Consider the following 17214-nt stretch of genomic DNA (forward strand, 5'->3'; position numbering starts at 1 on the left):
AGGAGCCGATGCACATCCAAAGACTTGAGCTGAAGAACTTCCGTGGGTTCGAGGACTTCGGGCTCGATCTCCACCCAGAGTTCACGCTCCTGCTGGGGCGCAACGGGGCGGGAAAGACGGCGGTGCTGGAAGCGCTCGCGGTCGCCATCGGCGAATGGTTCACGGGGCTGCGTCAGGTAGCGGGCCAGTCCCGCTACCTGAGAGCCGATGACGTCCGCCAGGTCGGGCACATGTCCCAGGGAGTGCCTTCGATCGAGCAGGTCTACCCGGTCGAGGTCACGGCTCACGGGACAGTCGTCGACGGGCAGGCGGTCACCTGGAGCCGGCACATCCTCGCGCGAAGCAAGAAGTCGCGGTCCACCGGCGGAACTCCCGTGAGCCAGCGAGCCGAGGCCATGGAAGCAGCCGTCATCCGTGGCGAAGACGTTGACCTGCCGGTCATCAGCTTCTACGGCACCGCCCGGCTATGGCTGAAGAAGCGAGATCGCGAGGGCTCCGCGGTGACCTCGCGCCTTCACGGCTACCACGCGAGCCTGGAGCCCGCCTCGTCGACCTGGCAGTTCGAGGCGTGGATGCAATGGAGGGAGCAGGCGCGCATCGAGCGCGTGGCCTCGGCACTTCAGGCGGGGCAGGATGTCTCGGCGGTGCATGAGCCCCAACTCGAGGCGGTACAGCACGCAGCAGCCGCCTGCCTTCCAAGCGCGAAGAAGCTCTACTTCAGCCTGAACACTCAGTCGGTGATGGTGGATCTCGAGGACGGCCGCACCCTGCCCTTCCATCTCCTGTCGGACGGCTACCGAAACCTCGTTGCGCTCGCGGCCGACCTCGCTTGGCGATGCGCGCAACTCAACCCACACCACGGGGTCAATGCCCCCAAGCTGGCACGAGGCATCGTGCTCATCGACGAGATCGATCTGCACCTGCACCCGCGCTGGCAGCGGCGTGTCATCGGGGATTTGAGGAAGACCTTTCCGGGCGTGCAGTTCGTGGCAACGACCCACTCGCCCCAGGTGCTCTCGACGGCGGAGGATGCGTGGGTCCGGGTGCTCGTTTCTGGCGAGAAGGCGCCCCGGACTGTCTCGCACGTGAAGGGGAAGGACACGAATGCGCTGCTCGAGGACATCTTCGATGAGCCATCACGGCCCCAGGAGATGCAGAGCGCTCTCGACAGATTGGCTGAGTTCATCGATGGCTCGAAGCTGATGGAGGCCCGGGCGCTGCTGGACACGCTGCGAGCCCAGCTCGGCGCCGATGACGCGGACATCGTGCGTGCGGAGTGGGCGGTGCGAGACCTCGAGGATGATCTCAGTGCTGAAGATCACGAAGAGTCCTGAACCCTCGCGCCTCGCAGTGGCGCGTGCGCAGTACGAAGAAATGTACGGCACGGTGGACGACAATGCCTGGACCTCGCTGGACGGACAGTGCAAGCAGTCGATGCGCGAGCAAGCCTGGGACGAACAGGGCGGGCTCTGTGCGTACTGCATGTCGCCGCTCAAGGGCACGCACGCAGCAGACTCCAGGCAGCCCCAATCAGGAGGGATGAAGCTGGAGCATTTCGAGGCGAGGAATGCCGCCGGCCATCGCACGCTCGACTGGGACAACCTGCTCGGCGTGTGTCCAGGAGTCATCGTCGGGCGCTCCTTTGCTGGAGCTGGAACCCATGATGAAGGCACTGCGCATTGCGACACGTATCGGGGAAATCTGCCAACAGCGCAGCAGCCCCTCTCCTACAGCCCGGCCAGGATGCCGCCGGATGTCGGTGAGCGCTACCGCTACGACAAGGTCCGAGGGGAGATCCTCAGCGACGACGAGAATGCCACCAAGGACATCTCGCGCTTGAATCTCAACGTCGCAAGACTCAAACGCAATCGCATGGCCGTGATTGACGAGATCCGTCAGCAACTCGAAAAGGACGACAGTCCCCCACGGCTGAAGGCGCTCCACCAGCACTACGCGCAGAGGGATACAGACGGGCGGCTCCGGCCCTACGCGGGCGTCGGCCTCTGGTACCTCAAGCGCAAGCTCCGCCGCCATGGAGTGAGTCCTTGAAGAGCCCCGCCTGAATGCGCACGGCGGCGCTCGCCCTAAGTCCACCGGACGACACACGTCCGTGGCAGGGGGCCTGTCAGCGCTCCTCCGGATGCCTATTCCTTCGAGTCCGACGGGGTTTGCGGGAGGCGGAGGAGCAACACGGTGGCCCGGAAAAGCGTGTCGAGCGTCGTACTGGCATGTGTCGTGAGTCTGATGATGGCCTGCGGGGGCGACAGTCCCCCCGGTCCCGAGGGTCAGCCGCCCGACCGGGCACCCTCGGGTGACCCCGACGCGGGTCCCCCCACCGGACAGCCCGGCCCGGATGCGGGCGTGCCCGACGCCGGCGAGCCTCCTGCTCCCGACGCGGGCACACCCGACGCCGGCCCCGCGCCCACCGTCTGCGCCCCCACCGCAGGCGAGGCGAAGTGGGTCACCGAGGGACAACAGGTCACCGCCACCGTGACGTGCTCCACCGGCCACACCGGGGCCGCCGTGCGCTTCACCGTGGACAACCTGCCCACCGGCGCCACCTTCGACGAGGCCACCGCCACCCTGCGCTGGACGACCGGCAAGGACCAGGCGGCCGTGTGGAACCTCGTGCTGCGCGAGCGCTCCACCAACGAGACGGGCACCCTCAAGGTCGGCGTCGCCGAGAACAACGGCGGCCCGGGCAACGTGGCCATCGTCGACCCCTCGAAGTACACCGAGGAGTACGGCCTGCCCGTCTTCCACCTCACCTACGAGCCGCCCCTCACGTCGGGCAGCTACAAGGGCGCCAAGCTCATCTACCGGGGCCGCACCTACCAGGTGGAGGCCAAGTACCGCGGCGCCACCTCCGGCGCCTTCCCCAAGCGCAGCTTCACCTTCAAGTTCCCCGACGAGGACCTCTTCGATGAGACCGTCTACGGCGACGGCTTCGTCGACAAGAAGCGCATCGCGCTCGTCACCACCTTCAATGACAACTCGTACGTGCGCACCCGGCTCGCGTTCGACCTGTGGAGCCGCATCTCTCCCGACAACATCCGCGTGCGCACCTACAGCGCCGTGCTGTACGCCAACAACCGCTACCTCGGCCTCTACACCGTGGCGGACCTGCCCCACAAACGGCTGATGGCCGACCACGGCCTGGACAAGGACTCCGACCTGTTCAAGGCCGTGGAGAACGACGCCAACTTCTCCCGCGTCCGCCGCGACGGCACGCCCAAGGCCTCCCTGCGCGAGGGCTTCGAGAAGAAGGTCGGCGAGCCTGAGATGGGCCAGCCCCACGCCTGGGACACCCTGGAGGCCTTCATCGGCTTCGTCGCGGACTCCGATGACGCCACCTTCCGCGCCCAGTTCCCCCAGCGCGCCAGCCTGAGGGACTACGAGAACTGGTGGATCTTCAACACGCTCATCCACGGCACGGACTCGCACTCGAAGAACGCCTATCACGCGTATGACCCGAACACGCAGGGCCCCTGGCGCTTCATCCCGTGGGATCTGGACGCGAGCTTCGGGCAGAACTTCGACACCACGCGCACGTCGCCGACCACGCGCTCCAACTTCGCCAACACCAACCGCATCTTCGCGCGCCTGCTCGCGGACCCGACGTTCTCCGGGCCCATGCGCGAGCGCTACCGCGCCCTCCTGAAGAACGAGGTGAAGCTGGAGACGGTGCTCGCCCTCATCGACGTCTACGAGCGCGAGACCTCCGCGGTGGCGAAGCGCGACTGGGCCAAGTGGGAGCTGGAGTACCGGGCCCTGGGCGCGCCCGGCACCGTGGGCGAGGGCAACTTCCCCAACTGGTACCAGCGCACCGACTTCAACACCTACGAGCAGGAGCTGGAGTACGTGCGCCAGTGGGTCCGCACCCGCTGGCCCGCCCTCCAGTCCCAGCTCCCCTGACACCCGTTCTCGGGCCGGCGCGGCCTAGAACTGCGCCGAGCCCGGCACGCGCGGGTACGGAATGGCGTCGCGGATGTTCTGCAGGCCGCACATGTAGACGATGAGCCGCTCGAACCCGAGCCCGAAGCCCGCGTGCGGCACCGTGCCGTAGCGGCGCAAGTCGCGGTACCACTCGTAGTGCGACGGCTCCAGGCCGAAGCGCTTCATGCGCGCATCCAGCACGTCCAGCCGCTCCTCGCGCTGGCTGCCGCCGATGATTTCGCCGATGCCCGGGGCCAGCACGTCCATGGCCGCCACCGTCTTCCCGTCCTCGTTGATGCGCATGTAGAAGGCCTTGATGGCCTCCGGGTAGTTCATCACGACGACGGGCCGGCCCACGTGCTCCTCGGACAGGTAGCGCTCGTGCTCCGTCTGCAGGTCCTTGCCCCACTCCGGCGCGTACTCGAACTTCTTCTTCGCCTTCTTGAGGATCTCAATCGCGTCCGTGTAGTCGATGCGCTCGAAGCTCGAGTGGATGAACTTCTCCAGCCGCTCCGTGACGCCCTTCTGCACGCGCTCCTCGAAGAACTTGAAGTCCGGGCCGCAGTCCTCCAGCACCGCCTTGAAGACATACTTGAGGAAGCGCTCGGCCAGGTCCGCGTCCGCGTTGAGGTCCGCGAAGGCGATCTCCGGCTCGATCATCCAGAACTCGGCCAGGTGGCGCGTGGTGTTGGAGTTCTCCGCGCGGAACGTGGGGCCGAAGGTGTACACCTTCGACATGGCCATGGCGTAGGCCTCCACGTTGAGCTGGCCGGAGACGGTGAGGTACGCCTCCTTGCCGAAGAAGTCCTTGTGCCAGTCGATCTTCCCCTCGGGCGTGCGCGGCGGGTTGACGGCGTCCAGCGTGGACACGCGGAACATCTGCCCGGCGCCCTCCGCGTCGCTCGCGGTGATGATGGGCGTGTTGACCCAGAAGAAGCCCTCCTGGTCGAAGAAGCGGTGCACCGCCTGCGCCGCGCGGTGACGCACGCGCGTAATCGAGCTGAACGTGTTGGTGCGAACGCGCAGGTGCGCCACTTCGCGCAGGAACTCCAGCGTGTGCTGCTTGGGCTGGATGGGGTACGTGTCCGGGTCGTCCACCAGGCCCAGCACCTGGACCTCGTCCGCCTGGACCTCGAAGGCCTGCCCCTTGCCCTGGGACTTCACCAGCGTGCCGCGGCAGACGACGGAGGCGCCCGCGGTGAGGCGGAGGACCTCCTTCTCGTAGTTGGGCAGCGAATTGGGGGCGACCACCTGGAGGGGGTCGAACACCGAGCCATCGCTCACGTTGACGAAGCTGATGCCCGCCTTCGAGTCGCGCCGGGTGCGCACCCAGCCACGGACCTCCACCTTCGTCCCTGCCTCCACCGCGCCGGCGAGGACCTGCTTCACACTGACGACCTGCATTGACGCTCTCCCTTGAGCGGAGTCTGGGCCGGGAGTTAGCCGGCCCCCGGCCCCGACCACAAGCCCGGCGTGGCTTCTTGGGGCTCCCAGGAGCCCTTTCCCGGCCCCCGGAAGCACGCCTGGAACCCGGCCAGCCGTGTCAGACCCTCCAGGTACTCTTTTCACGTGGTCGCCCGAGAAGGGGACCAGAAACCCCACGAAACCCTCACGCCATTCGCGAGCCAACGCGGCCCGCCTGGCCGTGCCCTACCTGGAGAGTCACATGGCTTCCACCCAGTCCAAGTCCCGCAAGTCCGCCTCCCGCAACCGCTCCTCGGAGTCCACCAAGGCGGCCTTCGAGGACCTGGCTCGCAAGGCGCGCAACAAGCCCGTCGTCCCGGCCAAGGAGCAGGAGGCCCGTGACGCGCACGCGCGCGGCGTGCTCGCGGACGTGTCCAACCTGTCGGCCGAGTCCGCGGTGAAGAAGGTCACCGAGGCGGGGCTCACCATCGGCAAGACGCTGGCGGGCATCAACGAGCAGGTCATCGCGCTGGTGGAGGAGATGAAGCAGCTGGACGAGGCCATTCGCCTGAAGACGGAGGAGCTGACGGAGCTGCATGGCAAGGACGTGGCGGCCAGCGCCGTGGACGTGCTGGTGGCCGAGTACGACGTGCGCAAGGCGAAGCTCCAGGAGGAGATGGAGCAGCTCCAGAAGGACATCGCGGAGACGCGCGAGCGGGCGGCCTCGGAGCTGGCCACGGAGAAGGCGGCGGCGGAGCTTTCGCGCACGCGCGCCGAGGAGCAGTACGCCTACGACGTGCAGGTGCAGCGCAAGAAGGAGCAGGACGCGTTCGCCGAAGGGCTGCGCGTGCAGGCCGCCTCGGAGAGGGACCGCAAGGAGAAGCTGGAGAAGGACTGGGCCGGCCGCGAGGAGCAGCTGAAGCTGCGGGAGAAGGAGCTGGAGGACCTGCGAAAGCAGGTGGCCGAGTTCCCCGCGCAGCTGAAGAAGGAGGCGGACACGGCCGCGGCGATTGCCGGCAACCGCGTCAAGGCGGACTGGGAGCTGAAGCTGACGCTCGCCAACAAGGACGCGGAGACGGCGCAGAAGGTGGCCAGCATGGAGATTGCGTCCCTCAAGGAGACCAGCACGAAGCAGGCCCAGGCCCTCCAGACGCTCCAGACGGAGCTGGCCGAGGCCAAGCGCCAGGTGCAGGCCATCGCGGAGAAGGCGCTCGAGTCCGCCTCCGGCGCTCGCGCCCTCGCCGAGGTGCAGGGCGTCATCGCCAGCCGCGAGTTCGGCAAGGCGAAGTAGTCCCGCCCCGCTCCCGCGTCCCACCCGGCCCGCTCGCGATGGACTCACGCGAGCGGGCCGCCGTCCGCGCGGGGGGCGCTACCAGACCTGCACGGGCGCCTCGCGGAAGCCCGCCATGCCGGTGCCCAGCTGGCCCTGGCTGCCGTTGCCCCAGGCCCAGACGCCGCGGTCCGCGAGCACGGCGAGCGAGTGCTCCCCGCCGCCCGACACCGCCACCGCGCCGGTGAGCCCGAGCACCTGCGCGGGCAGCTTCTGCCAGTTCGACTTCACGCCGTTGCCCACCTGGCCGTGCTGGTTGCGGCCCCAGCCCCAGACCTTGCCGCCGGTGGTCACCGCGAGGCTGTGGTGCTCGCCGGCGCCCACCGCGGTGACGCCCGTCAGGGTGTTCACCAGGATGGGCGCGAGCCGCCGCGTCTGGGTGTTGTCCCCCAGCTCGCCATAGGTATTGGAGCCCCACGCCCAGAGCGTCGCGTCCGCCTTGAGCGCGAGCGCGTGCGTGCGCCCGGCCGCCACCGCGGTGACGCCCGTGAGGCCGGTGAGCTCCACCGGCTCCAGCCTGCGCTGGGTGGAGTTGTCCCCCAGCTGTCCCAGGCCATTGGCGCCCCAGGACCACACCGTGCCGTCGTGCTTGAGCGCCAGCGAGAAGCCCTCGCCGGCGGCGATGGCCGCCACGCCCGACAGGTTCAGCACGCGCACGGGGAGCCGCCGGGACACCGTCGTCCCATCGCCGAGCTGGCCCTGGAGGTTGGAGCCCCAGGCCACCACCGTGCCGTCGCCATGCAGCGCCAGCGAGTGACGGCCGCCCACCGCGATGGACAGCACGCCCGCGAGCGACGGCAGCTGCGCGGCCTGCATGCGGGGCGTCGTCGTGCCATCCCCCAATTCGCCCTCCAGGTTCGCGCCCCAGGAGTAGACGTGGCCATCGGTCTTCAGCGCGAGCGCGTGCCCCGGGCCCGCGGCGATGGCCCGGACCTCCGTCAGCCCCATCGCGGCCACGGGGGCCGCGCGCGTCAGCAGGCTGCCGTCACCCAGCTGCCCGGAGTCGTTGGCGCCGGTGCCCTGCACGCTGCCATCCAGCGCGACGACCAGCGAGTGGCGGGACGCGGCGGCCACGCCTCGCGAGGCCACCAGCCCCGAGCGGGTCGGCGTCAGCTGCCAGTCCACCGCGCCGATGCCCAGCTGCCCGTCGCCATTGCCGCCCCAGGCCCAGAGCGTGCCGTCCTCCTTGAGCGCCAGGGTGTGCGAGGCCCCCGAGGACAGCGTCCTCACGCCCGCCAGCGAGGGCACCTGCACGGGCGCCACGCGCGGAGCGGACAGGCCCGCGCCCAGCTGGCCCAGGGGATTGCTCCCCCACCCCCACACGCCGCCGTCCTGCTTGAGCACCAGCGCCTGGCGCGGCCCCACGGCGAGCGACACCACGCCGGTGAGCCCCGTCACCTGAGCGGGCGTCATCCGCGCGAGGAGCCCCCCATCCCCCAGCTGCCCCTGGTCATTGCTCCCCCAGGCCCAGACAGTGCCATCCGCGCGCAGCGCCATCGAGTGACAGAGCCCCGCGCCCACCGCCACCACGTCCGTCAGCCCCGGCACCTGGCGCGGCGCGCGCACCGCCAGCGCCTCGCCCCCCGGGTCCTCGCACGTGTCCTGCCGGCCCCAGACCCAGACGGTGCCGTCCGACTTCAAGGCGAGCGAGTGCTCCAGGCCCGCGGCCACGGAGACGACGCCGTCCAGGTCCGGCACGCGGGTGGGCGTGGTCCGCGTCGGCGTGGCGTCGCTGCCGTCGCCCAGCTGCCCCACGCTGTTGTCCCCCCACGCGAAGACGGTTCCATCCACGCCCAACGCCAGCGAATGGTACGCCCCCGCCGCCACCGCCGAGGCCACCAGGGTGCCCTGCCCCACCCGCACCGGCTGCGGGCGATTGACGACGCTCCCGTCCCCGACGGCGCCCCAGCCGTTCGCGCCCCAGCCGAACACCGCGCCGTCCTCCTTCAGCGCCAGCGAGTGGAACGCCCCGGCGGCGACGGACGCCACCTGCGTGAGCGTCCCCACGCGCACCGGCAACCGACGCGACACATTCGTCCCGTCGCCGAGCTGGGCCTGGGTGTTGTTCCCCCATCCCCACGCGGTGCCATCCCCCTTGACGGCGAGCGAGTAGCCCTCCCCCGCGGACGCGCCCGCGCGCTCCAGCAGCCCGCGCGCCAGCGTGGGCACCAGCTTCATCAGGTACGTCCCATCACCGCACTGCCCATCGGAGTTGGAGCCCCACGTCCACACCTCGCCGCTCGCCTTCACCGCCACCGAGTGCTGCCCTCCGCCCGCGGACACGCCCAGCACGCCCGTCAGCCCCGGCACCTGGAACGGCGACAGCCGCTGCGTCTGCGTCCCATCCCCCAGCTGCGCGCGGATGTTGCTGCCCCACGCCCACACCGTCCCGTCCGCCTTCAGCGCCACCGAGTGCTGCCCGCCCCCCACCACCGCGGCCACGCTGGTGAGGCCCGGCACCTGCACCGGCACCAGGCTCGCGGTGGTGTTCCCCAGGCCCAGCTGGCCATCGTCGTTCTTCCCCCAGCCCCACACGGTGCCGTCCGTCTTCAGCACCATCGAATGCGAGCCTCCACCCGACAGCCCGGACACCATGCCCGTCATGCTCGCCAGCGCGCCCGGGAGCGAGCGGGGCGTCTGGTTGCCCGTGCCGAGCTGCCCGTCGGCGTTGCCACCCCACGTCCACAGCCGCCCATCCGCCGTCAGCGCCAGCGAGTGCACGTTGCCCGCGGCGATGGCCACCGCGCCCGGCAGCCCCTGCACCTGCACGGGCGACAGCTTGCGCACCGTCGTTCCATCGCCGAGCTGCCCCGTCGCGTTGAGCCCCCACGCCCACACGGTGCCGTCCGACTTGAGCACCATCGAGTGGGTGAAGCCGGCGGCGATGGCCACCACGTTCGTCAGGTTCGGGATTCGCGCGGGCACCGAGCGCGACGTCGTCGTGCCGTCGCCCAGCTGGCCGTTGTTGTTCCAGCCCCAGGACCACACCGTGCCGTCCACGCCCAGCGCGAGCGAGTGCTGCTCCCCCACGCCAATGGCGCGGATGCTCGACAGGCGCCAGACGCGCGAGGGCATCGGGTTGGGGCGGGTCGAGTTGTTGCCGAGCTGGCCGAAGGTGTTGCCACCCCATGCCCACACGGTGCCGTCCGTCCTCAACACCAGCGTGTGATGCCGTCCCGCCAGCACCGAGCCCTGACGGGAGGCACCCTCCCTGGCGCGCACGGTGCCCAGCTCGCCGGTGAAGGACGACGCCCCGGGCTCGACACAGCCCGCCCACCACAACAGGCACAGCAGCAACCCAGACACACGCCTCGCGACACGTTCCATGGGACACCCCCGTTTCAGACTGCCCGACGACGTACTCGCTGCATCCGGGCCCACCGGGGCGCGGAGTTCTCGAGGGAGGGCGCATAGGACGCCCTCCCGTTTCGCGTGAGGCGCGGCGCGCTACCAGACCTTCACGGGGGAGGCCCGAACCGTCGACAGGCCCGTGCCCAGCTGTCCCTGGGCGCTGTCGCCCCAGGCCCACACACCTCCCGCGCGCAGCGAGTGCGCATGGCCCGCCGCGAGCGCGCCCACCTGCGTCAGCCCCACCGCATGCACCGGCGCCCACCGCGACGCCGTCGTGCCGTCACCCAGCTGACTGGCGCCGTTGTCTCCCCAGCCCCACGCCGTGCCATCCGCGCGCATCGCCAGCGTGTGATGCCGCCCCGCCAGCACCGTCCCCTGTCGGGCCACCCCCTCCACCGCCTGGGCACCGGCGCCCAGGCGCCCCTCCTCGCTCGCGGCCCCCCGCTCCGAGCAGGCGCCCAGCAGCGCCACGCACAGCAAGGCGCACCCCGCCAGCAGCCCCGACACACGTCTCCCGATGAGTTGCATGACTCCCCCCTTTTCCAGACGACGTCTCACGCAATGCCTGTCATGGGCCCCGTCCCGACATGGACGCGCCCCGCCAGGGCAAGACGGGCTCGGCGGAATCTCGTGGCGCACGGCGCATGTTTCCCCCCTCGGAACGATGCGGGCCCCAGAGAATCACCAGACACGCATGCGGAACAAGCCATTGCCCAGGACACCCTCGTCCCGGCCGCCCTCCCAGGTTGTCATTCCCAGGGCCGGCCCCCCGGACGGCGACTGTCTCCAGGTCACCGTGGACCTCCCCGGTGGCAGGCGCGGCGCGGCGCGGACGGCGTACGATGGCGCCATGACTGGCGGCCCTCCGTCCACGGCGACTCGACGTGTTCCCGCCCCCGGGCTCTGGCTGGAGGGCTTCGGCCTGACGCCCGTGGCCGGCGGCGCGCTGCTCACCGGCGGACAGGGCTGGCACGCAGAAGGGGGCGGCTCCACGCCCAGGACCTCCGCCAGCGCCTTCCTCTGGGACACCCTCCGTCAGGAATGGCGGGAGGCAGCGCCCCTGCCGGAGCCCCGGCACGACCACGCGGCGGTGGCGCTCCCGGACGGACGCGTGCTGCTCGTGGGCGGCCGCGACAATGCCCACCCGGACCTGGCCAGCACCGTGGTCTGGGAGCCGGACGCGCTGCGCTTCGTCCCCGGTCCTTCCATGCGGGCTTCGCGCTCACACCCCGTCGCGCTGGTGCTCGAGGACGGGGCGGTGCTGGTGCTGGGCTCGGACCACGACGACGACCTCGAGCGCGGAACGCGCGCGGAGCTGCTGCGGCCCGGCGCGGCGGAGTGGGAGCCCGCGGGCCAGACGGTCCGCATCTTCCACATCGGCCCGGTCTGCGTGAGCCGGGGCCGCGTCGTCATCGCCGGGGGGCGCGACAACGGCTTCGGCTTCGCCATCGTCGAAGGCCAGCACCTGGCACCCCCGCTCGACATGAGCACCGAGGTCTACGAGCCCGCCACGCGCACGTGGAGGACCGCGCCCCATCCGCTCACCGCGTCGCGCGACGACGCCGCCGGCGTCACGCTCGCCGACGGTCGCATCCTCGTGGTGGGCGGCTGGCACCAGGGCACGCTGCTCACGAGCGCCGAGCTCTTCGACCCCGCCACCGAGCAGTGGAGCGCCACCGCGCCGCTCGCCCTGGGCCGCTCCAGCTTCGCGCTCACCGCGCTGCCGGACGGACGCGCCGCCGTGTCCGGAGGCCTGGAGTCGACGACATACGGCGCCACCCCCGACGTGGAGCTCTGGAACCCGGCCACGGGCCTGTGGAGCCCGGGGACACCGCTCGCCCACGGCCGCGCGGGCCACCGCGTCGCGCCCCTGGGCGATGGCGCCTACCTGGTGGTGGGCACCACCCGCGCCGCGCCGGACAGCCCGCCGGAGACGACCTCCGAGGTCTGGCGCCCCTGAGAGCCGCGCAACCCCCTACCCCACGAGGAGCGAGCGAAGGATGGACAACCAGGAGCTCTCCCGCATCCCGGGCGTCAACCCCCACGTGCCCGACGCGGCCCGCATCTACGACTACACGCTGGGCGGCACCCACCACTTCGAGGTGGACCGACAGGCCGCCGAGTTCATGTTCTCGCTGGTGCCCTCCACCCGGAAGTGGCTGCGCATGCTCCGAAGCTGCCTGCGCACCGCCGCGCTGCGCCTGTCCGCGGACGGCTTCGACCACTGGGTGGACTTCGCTTCGGGCCTGCCGACGAGCGACCACATCCACTCGGTGCTGCCCGACGCCAAGGTGCTCTACACCGACATCAACCCGCTCACCATCGCCACCGGCAAGCACCTGCTCGGCGACAATCCGCGCACGCGCTACATGGAATGCGACATCCGCTCCGCGGGCGACTTCCTGCGGCGGCCCGACGTGCGCGCGTTCCTGGATGGCGAGCGGCGCGTGGCCTTCGGCGCCAATGGCATCACCGTGTTCCTCTCCTCGGAGGAGAACCGGAGGTTCTTCAAGGATTTGTATGACTGGGCCGCGCCCGGCTCGAAGCTCTTCGCCACCTTCGAGACGAAGGCGCCCGGGCTGAGCACGCCGAAGTGGGAGCAGTTCGTCGGCATGTTCCAGAAGATGGGCGAGTCCTTCCAGCTCTACTCGCTGCGCGAGTACCTGGACCTGTGCGGCCCCTGGTCTCCCGGGCCCGGCGGGGTGATGACGGTGCGGGAGTTCCTGGGCCTGCCCGTGGGCCACATCACCGAGGAGGACCGCGAGGGCGTGGGCATCGAGTTCTACGCCGTCATCCTCGAGAAGCACTGAGCAGGCGGCCACACCAGCCGCCCTCCTCCACGCCCGCCCCCCGAGCGGGCGCGTCAAGGCCAGCGTCGGGTGTCGCACCGTGCCTCCTGCCTCGCCGTCGCCGAGTGCCTACCGTGTCGAGCAAGCGACGATACGCACGGTCAGGAGGAATTCATGTTCCAGTCGACGAGGAAGCATCGGGTTCTGGCGGGAGTGGTGTTGGGGACGGCGCTGGTGCTCGGCGGGTGCAGCTCATCCAAGTCCGCGAAGAAGCAGGTGGACGAGTCCTGGCTGGCGCGCGTCCCCGAGAGCCAGCTCGGCGACGTCCGCAACGCCCAGTCCGAGCGCACCAAGGCCCAGGACGAGGTCACCCGCGCCGACGTGGCGGTGAAGGACGCCGAGCGCGCGGTGGAGGTCTCCCGGCGCAACGAGGAGGCGGCCAAGCTCTCCCACGAGGCGAACCAGACGGCGCTCGAGGCCGCCCGCGCCACCGGTCAGCAAGCCAACATCACCCAGGCCCAGAAGGACCTGAGGACCACCGAGGCGAAGCTCCAGGCGGCCCGCGCCCAGACGGCGTGGCGCCAGCGCGCCGTGGAGACGCAGAAGGCCCGCAAGGACTTGCGCCAGGCGGAGCTGGAGCTGTCCGAGGCCCAGCTGCGCCAGGCGGAGCTGCAGGCGCTGAAGAACAGCGATGACGTGCGCGCCAAGGAGATGTCCGACGCCGAGTTCACCCGCGCGGTGGCCGACGCCCAGCGCAAGACGGAGGAGGCCCAGCGCCAGGTGGACGTGCGCCTGGGTGAGGAGCGCCAGGCCCGCGCCGACTTCGAGAAGGCCCGCGGCTCCTCGCAGGGCTACGGCGGCAGCGGCATGAACGACGACGAGTGAGTGGCGCCCTGATTCCAGGCCCGCGTCTTCCGGCGGCTACTTCGGCGGCCGGAAGACGTACTGGAAGATGGGCTCGTCCTTCGCGGGCGGGTACTGCGCGTCCAGGAAGGCGAAGTAGGCGTGGCCGGCGACGAGCGGGTCCTCCAGGCTATCGTAGAGGACCTTCACCTGCGTGGCCTTGCCCGTCTCGTCCACCTGCACCTGGAGCTTCAGGTTGCCCTTGAGCTCCGGTGACTCCTTGAGCCGCTCCATGTAGATGGCGACCAGGCCCAGGGACACGCGGGCGTAGATTTTATCCGGCACCCCCTTGGCGGGCGTCGCGGGCAGCCGGAAGCGCCTCACCAGCTCGGCCGTCTCCGCCTCGGCCTCGGCCACCTTGCGCTCCGGCGCGGCGAGCGCGGCGCGGTAGGACACCAGGGCCTCCCGCCAGCGCTCCTGCTTGAGACACAGCCGCGCGCGGCGCACGTGGATGTCCGAGCGCGCCGGCGCCCGCTCCGAGGCGCTCACCAGGAAGGCCTCGCTCGCGGCCGCATCCCCGCGCGCTTCGGCCAGCTCGGACAGCCGCAGCAGGGGCTCGGGGTCCTTGAGCTCCGCCTCGATGAGCCGCGCGAGCGCCTTCTCCTCGTCCGCCGCGCGCCCCAGCTCCGCGTACACGTGCGCGCGCAGCGCCAGGGGCGCCACGTCCGCGCCGCCCAGCTCCACGTAGCGCTCCAGCGAGCGCGCGGCCTTGTCCTTCTCCGACGCGGACAGCCACAGCTCCGCCTGGAGCCGGTGCGCCTCGCGGTCCGCGGGCTTGAGCGCGACCAGCTTCTCGCCCGCCGCCGCGGCGGCGCGCACGTCCTTGGCCGCCTGGGCCAGCGAGGCGAGCTTGCGCAGGGCCTCGGGCTGCTCCGGCCACGCCTCCACCGAGCGCGTCAGCTCCGCGCGGGCCTCGGCCTCGCGCCCCGGGCTCGCGGCCAGCAGCAGCCCCAGCGCCGTGCGGGCCTGGGGCGCGTCCAGCCTGGAGAGCGACTCGCGCAGCCGCGCCTCGGCCTCCGCGGGCTTGCCCTCCGCCTGGAGCAGCAGCCCCTCCCCCCACAGGGCGGGCGCGAAGTCGGGGGACACGCGCCGGGCGGCGGCCAGCGGCGCGCGCGCCTCCGACAGGAGCCCCCAGCGGATGTAGATGAGCCCCATGCCCAGGTGCGGCCAGGGGTTCTCCGGCTCCAGCGAGGACAGGGCCTTGAGCTCGTTCCAGCTGGTGTCCGCGGGGAACGCGAGCCAGGCGCGGTACACGCGCGGCATCACGCTCCTGGGCTGGGCGCGCGTCAGCTCCTCGAACTCGCTGTCGAGCACGCGCAGCGTCCCACGCACCCGCGCCGTCTCCACCCGCCGCAGCACGCCCATCACCTCGTCGGCGGGAGGTGGTGTGCTCCGCGCGCTCGCGGCCCCGGCCGGGACGGCCAGCACCAGCGACAGCAGCAGCGACAGACGGAAGAGGACGGAGGGCGCCATGAAGTCGGGCGCGAAGATACCAGACGGCCTCGCGTGAGCATCCCACTTGGGAGCACGGGCCTGCCTGCTTCCCCACCGGGCGGCGCGGTCATCCCGGCCCCAGGGCCTTGGGGACGACTCGCCCCCGGCGACAGCCGCCTCGCGGGAGCTTCTTCCGCGAGGCGGTGAGCCGCTCCGGGGCACTCGCGCCCGGAGCGGCCCGTCACGTCGGACGACTCAGCCGATCTCCGACTTGCACGTGGCGCTGCAGCCGTCGCCGCTGGTGGTGTTGCCGTCGTCGCACTCCTCGTTGGCCGGAGGCGCCGTCTGCGGGATGCCGTCGCCGCAGCGCGGACCCCAGACGCAGCCGGGCGCGCACTTGCCGTAGCCACCGGCGTTGACGAAGTCGTCGCACTCCTCGCCCTCGTCCACCTCGCCGTTGCCGCACGTGGCGTTGCACACCGTGCGACGGGTCTCGAAGTTGTTGAGCGTCAGCCGGTACGACGAGCCGGAGGTGTGGCGCTCGGCCTGGAACACCACGACCTCGTAGATGCCACCCACCGTCAGGCCCAGGGCCGCGGCCTGCTGCGACACCGTGACGGTGCCGTTCTCCGGACCGTGGACGCCGCCCAGGTCCAGCGCGAGCTTGCCGTTGATGAAGACCCACACGTCGTCGTCACCGCGGAACAGCAGCACCTCGGTGCCCTTGTACTGGAACCAGTACCGGACCTCGCTCGTGAAGCTGAAGTTGTGCTGCTGGGAGGGCTGTCCGTTGTCGCCGCGCAGCGGCTCCTTGCCCGCGGCCACCCAGCTGTCCGGGTGGTTCGTCAGCGGGAAGAACCGGTCGCTGTCGAACACGTACGAGCCACCCGCCTGGCGGTTGAGCTTGAGCGTCCCGACGATGGTCTTGTTGATGTTCGCGTGGTCCGTGTACCACTGGTGGAAGGCGGTCGCGCCGTGGGTGGTGGCGGACGACTGCCCCGTCTTGGCGTACTCCGGCTTGCCACCCGGGAACGTCTTGCCCGGGATGCCCTCCAGCGTCGTGGCCAGCTGCGCCTTCACGATGCCGCGCTCGCCGGCGTTCCCGTTCTCGAAGTCGATGTGGCCGCGCGGCAGCGCGCCATCCGCCGGCAGGTCATACCCGCGGAAGTCGCGGAAGACGGCGGACAGGTCGAGCGAGGCCGGGGGATCCGTCTGGACCACCTGGCACACGTAGCCCGTCTCCAGCTTGCACGTGGCCGAGCAGCCGTCGCCCGAGCGGGCGTTGCCGTCGTCGCACTCCTCGGAGGTGTCGTTGGGCAGGATGATGCCGTCGCCGCACGTCGCCTGGCACTGGCCGTTCTGGCACCGCGGCTCGCGCTTGCACGCCGCCGAGCAGCCATCGCCCATGTCCTTGTTGCCGTCGTCGCACTCCTCGGTGCCCTCGACGATGTTGTCGCCGCAGGTCGTCTTCGAGCAGGCCGCGCCCACCGTCGGGCACTTCCAGCCCTCCTCCAGGCGGCACTCCGCGGTGCAACCATCACCGTTATTGGTGTTGCCGTCCTCGCACTCCTCCTCGCCCACCTTGAAGCCGTCGTTGCACTGCGCGGCGTGGCAGCGGCCACCCGCCGACGGGCAGTTCCAGCCCTGCTCCACGGTGCACGTCTCGCTGCAGCCGTCGCCGCTGGACACGTTGCGGTCGTCACACTGCTCGCCCGCCTCCACCTTGCCGTTGCCGCACCCGACCACCTTCACGCACGGCTCGCCCGGCGTGTTGCACGCCCAACCCTCCTCGAGGGTGCACGTGGCCGAGCACCCGTCGCCGCTCACCTGGTTGCGGTCGTCGCACGTCTCCCCGGACTGGAGGGTGCCGTTGCCGCAGTTCTCGACGGGACACGTGCCTCCGTCACACGGCTGGGTGGGGCCGGCATCGTCATTGCCCCCACCGCCGCCATCCGGCTTGCCATCACCACCACCGCCTCCACATGAGGATGCGATCAACGAGAAGAGAAGAGAGGCGAGTACGAGACCCGCGAGGCGCTTTCCAGCAGAGGGGACGGTCACCATGAC

The 17214-nt window shown here is 70.8% G+C and carries 12 protein-coding genes; 7 read left to right on the forward strand and 5 right to left on the reverse strand.

Annotated features, from left to right (window positions below):
• Positions 1 to 8: 8 nt before the first annotated feature.
• The 3 genes from OWM54_RS06805 (at position 9) to OWM54_RS06815 (ending at position 3915) form a co-directional block, all read left to right on the forward strand.
• The gene (locus OWM54_RS06805) at positions 9 to 1334 is read left to right on the forward strand and encodes an AAA family ATPase (RefSeq protein WP_223785094.1); all 1326 of its coding nucleotides are present in this window, start codon (positions 9 to 11) and stop codon (positions 1332 to 1334) included.
• Entirely contained in the window at positions 1309 to 2049 is a 741-nt protein-coding gene (locus OWM54_RS06810; RefSeq protein ID WP_223785093.1) for a hypothetical protein, read from the forward strand. Before OWM54_RS06805 ends, OWM54_RS06810 begins: the two co-directional genes overlap by 26 nt.
• 195 nt (positions 2050 to 2244) lie before the next feature.
• The gene (locus OWM54_RS06815) at positions 2245 to 3915 is read left to right on the forward strand and encodes a CotH kinase family protein (protein ID WP_267696958.1); all 1671 of its coding nucleotides are present in this window, start codon (positions 2245 to 2247) and stop codon (positions 3913 to 3915) included.
• 24 nt (positions 3916 to 3939) lie between these two features.
• Here the strand turns inward: OWM54_RS06815 and asnS are convergent, their stop codons facing one another.
• On the reverse strand, positions 3940 to 5340 hold the full coding sequence (gene asnS / locus OWM54_RS06820) for an asparagine--tRNA ligase (protein ID WP_223751270.1): 1401 nt from the start codon (positions 5338 to 5340) through the stop codon (positions 3940 to 3942).
• Between the two features lie 262 nt (positions 5341 to 5602).
• Between asnS and OWM54_RS06825 the strand changes: the two genes are divergently transcribed.
• Entirely contained in the window at positions 5603 to 6631 is a 1029-nt protein-coding gene (locus OWM54_RS06825) for a kinetoplast-associated protein (protein WP_223785091.1), read from the forward strand.
• A gap of 78 nt (positions 6632 to 6709) precedes the next feature.
• On the opposite strand, the gene OWM54_RS06830 is transcribed toward OWM54_RS06825, so the two are convergent.
• Entirely contained in the window at positions 6710 to 9997 is a 3288-nt protein-coding gene (locus OWM54_RS06830) for an RCC1 domain-containing protein (RefSeq protein ID WP_267696959.1), read from the reverse strand.
• 120 nt (positions 9998 to 10117) lie between these two features.
• Entirely contained in the window at positions 10118 to 10549 is a 432-nt protein-coding gene (locus OWM54_RS06835; protein WP_267696960.1) for a hypothetical protein, read from the reverse strand.
• Positions 10550 to 10871: 322 nt separating this feature from the next.
• On the opposite strand from OWM54_RS06835, the gene OWM54_RS06840 reads away from it, so the two are divergent.
• From OWM54_RS06840 to OWM54_RS06850, 3 genes are all read left to right on the forward strand, one after another.
• Entirely contained in the window at positions 10872 to 11981 is a 1110-nt protein-coding gene (locus OWM54_RS06840; protein WP_267696961.1) for a Kelch repeat-containing protein, read from the forward strand.
• Positions 11982 to 12021: 40 nt separating this feature from the next.
• Entirely contained in the window at positions 12022 to 12831 is an 810-nt protein-coding gene (locus OWM54_RS06845; protein ID WP_223751265.1) for an SAM-dependent methyltransferase, read from the forward strand.
• Between the two features lie 153 nt (positions 12832 to 12984).
• Positions 12985 to 13695, forward strand: a complete 711-nt coding sequence (locus tag OWM54_RS06850) for a hypothetical protein (RefSeq protein ID WP_267696962.1) — start codon at positions 12985 to 12987, stop codon at positions 13693 to 13695.
• 36 nt (positions 13696 to 13731) lie between these two features.
• On the opposite strand, the gene OWM54_RS06855 is transcribed toward OWM54_RS06850, so the two are convergent.
• Together OWM54_RS06855 and OWM54_RS06860 are read right to left on the reverse strand one after the other, a co-directional pair.
• Positions 13732 to 15186 carry a hypothetical protein gene (locus OWM54_RS06855; RefSeq protein ID WP_223751263.1) on the reverse strand — a complete coding sequence of 485 codons (1455 nt, stop codon included), beginning with the start codon at positions 15184 to 15186 and terminating at the stop codon, positions 13732 to 13734.
• Between the two features lie 216 nt (positions 15187 to 15402).
• Positions 15403 to 17211 carry a DUF4215 domain-containing protein gene (locus tag OWM54_RS06860; RefSeq protein ID WP_223751262.1) on the reverse strand — a complete coding sequence of 603 codons (1809 nt, stop codon included), beginning with the start codon at positions 17209 to 17211 and terminating at the stop codon, positions 15403 to 15405.
• Between the last annotated feature and the right edge of the window lie 3 nt (positions 17212 to 17214).

Origin of the sequence: Myxococcus sp. MISCRS1 (assembly GCF_026626605.1) — a bacterium.
GTDB classification, from domain to species: Bacteria; Myxococcota; Myxococcia; order Myxococcales; family Myxococcaceae; genus Myxococcus; species Myxococcus fulvus.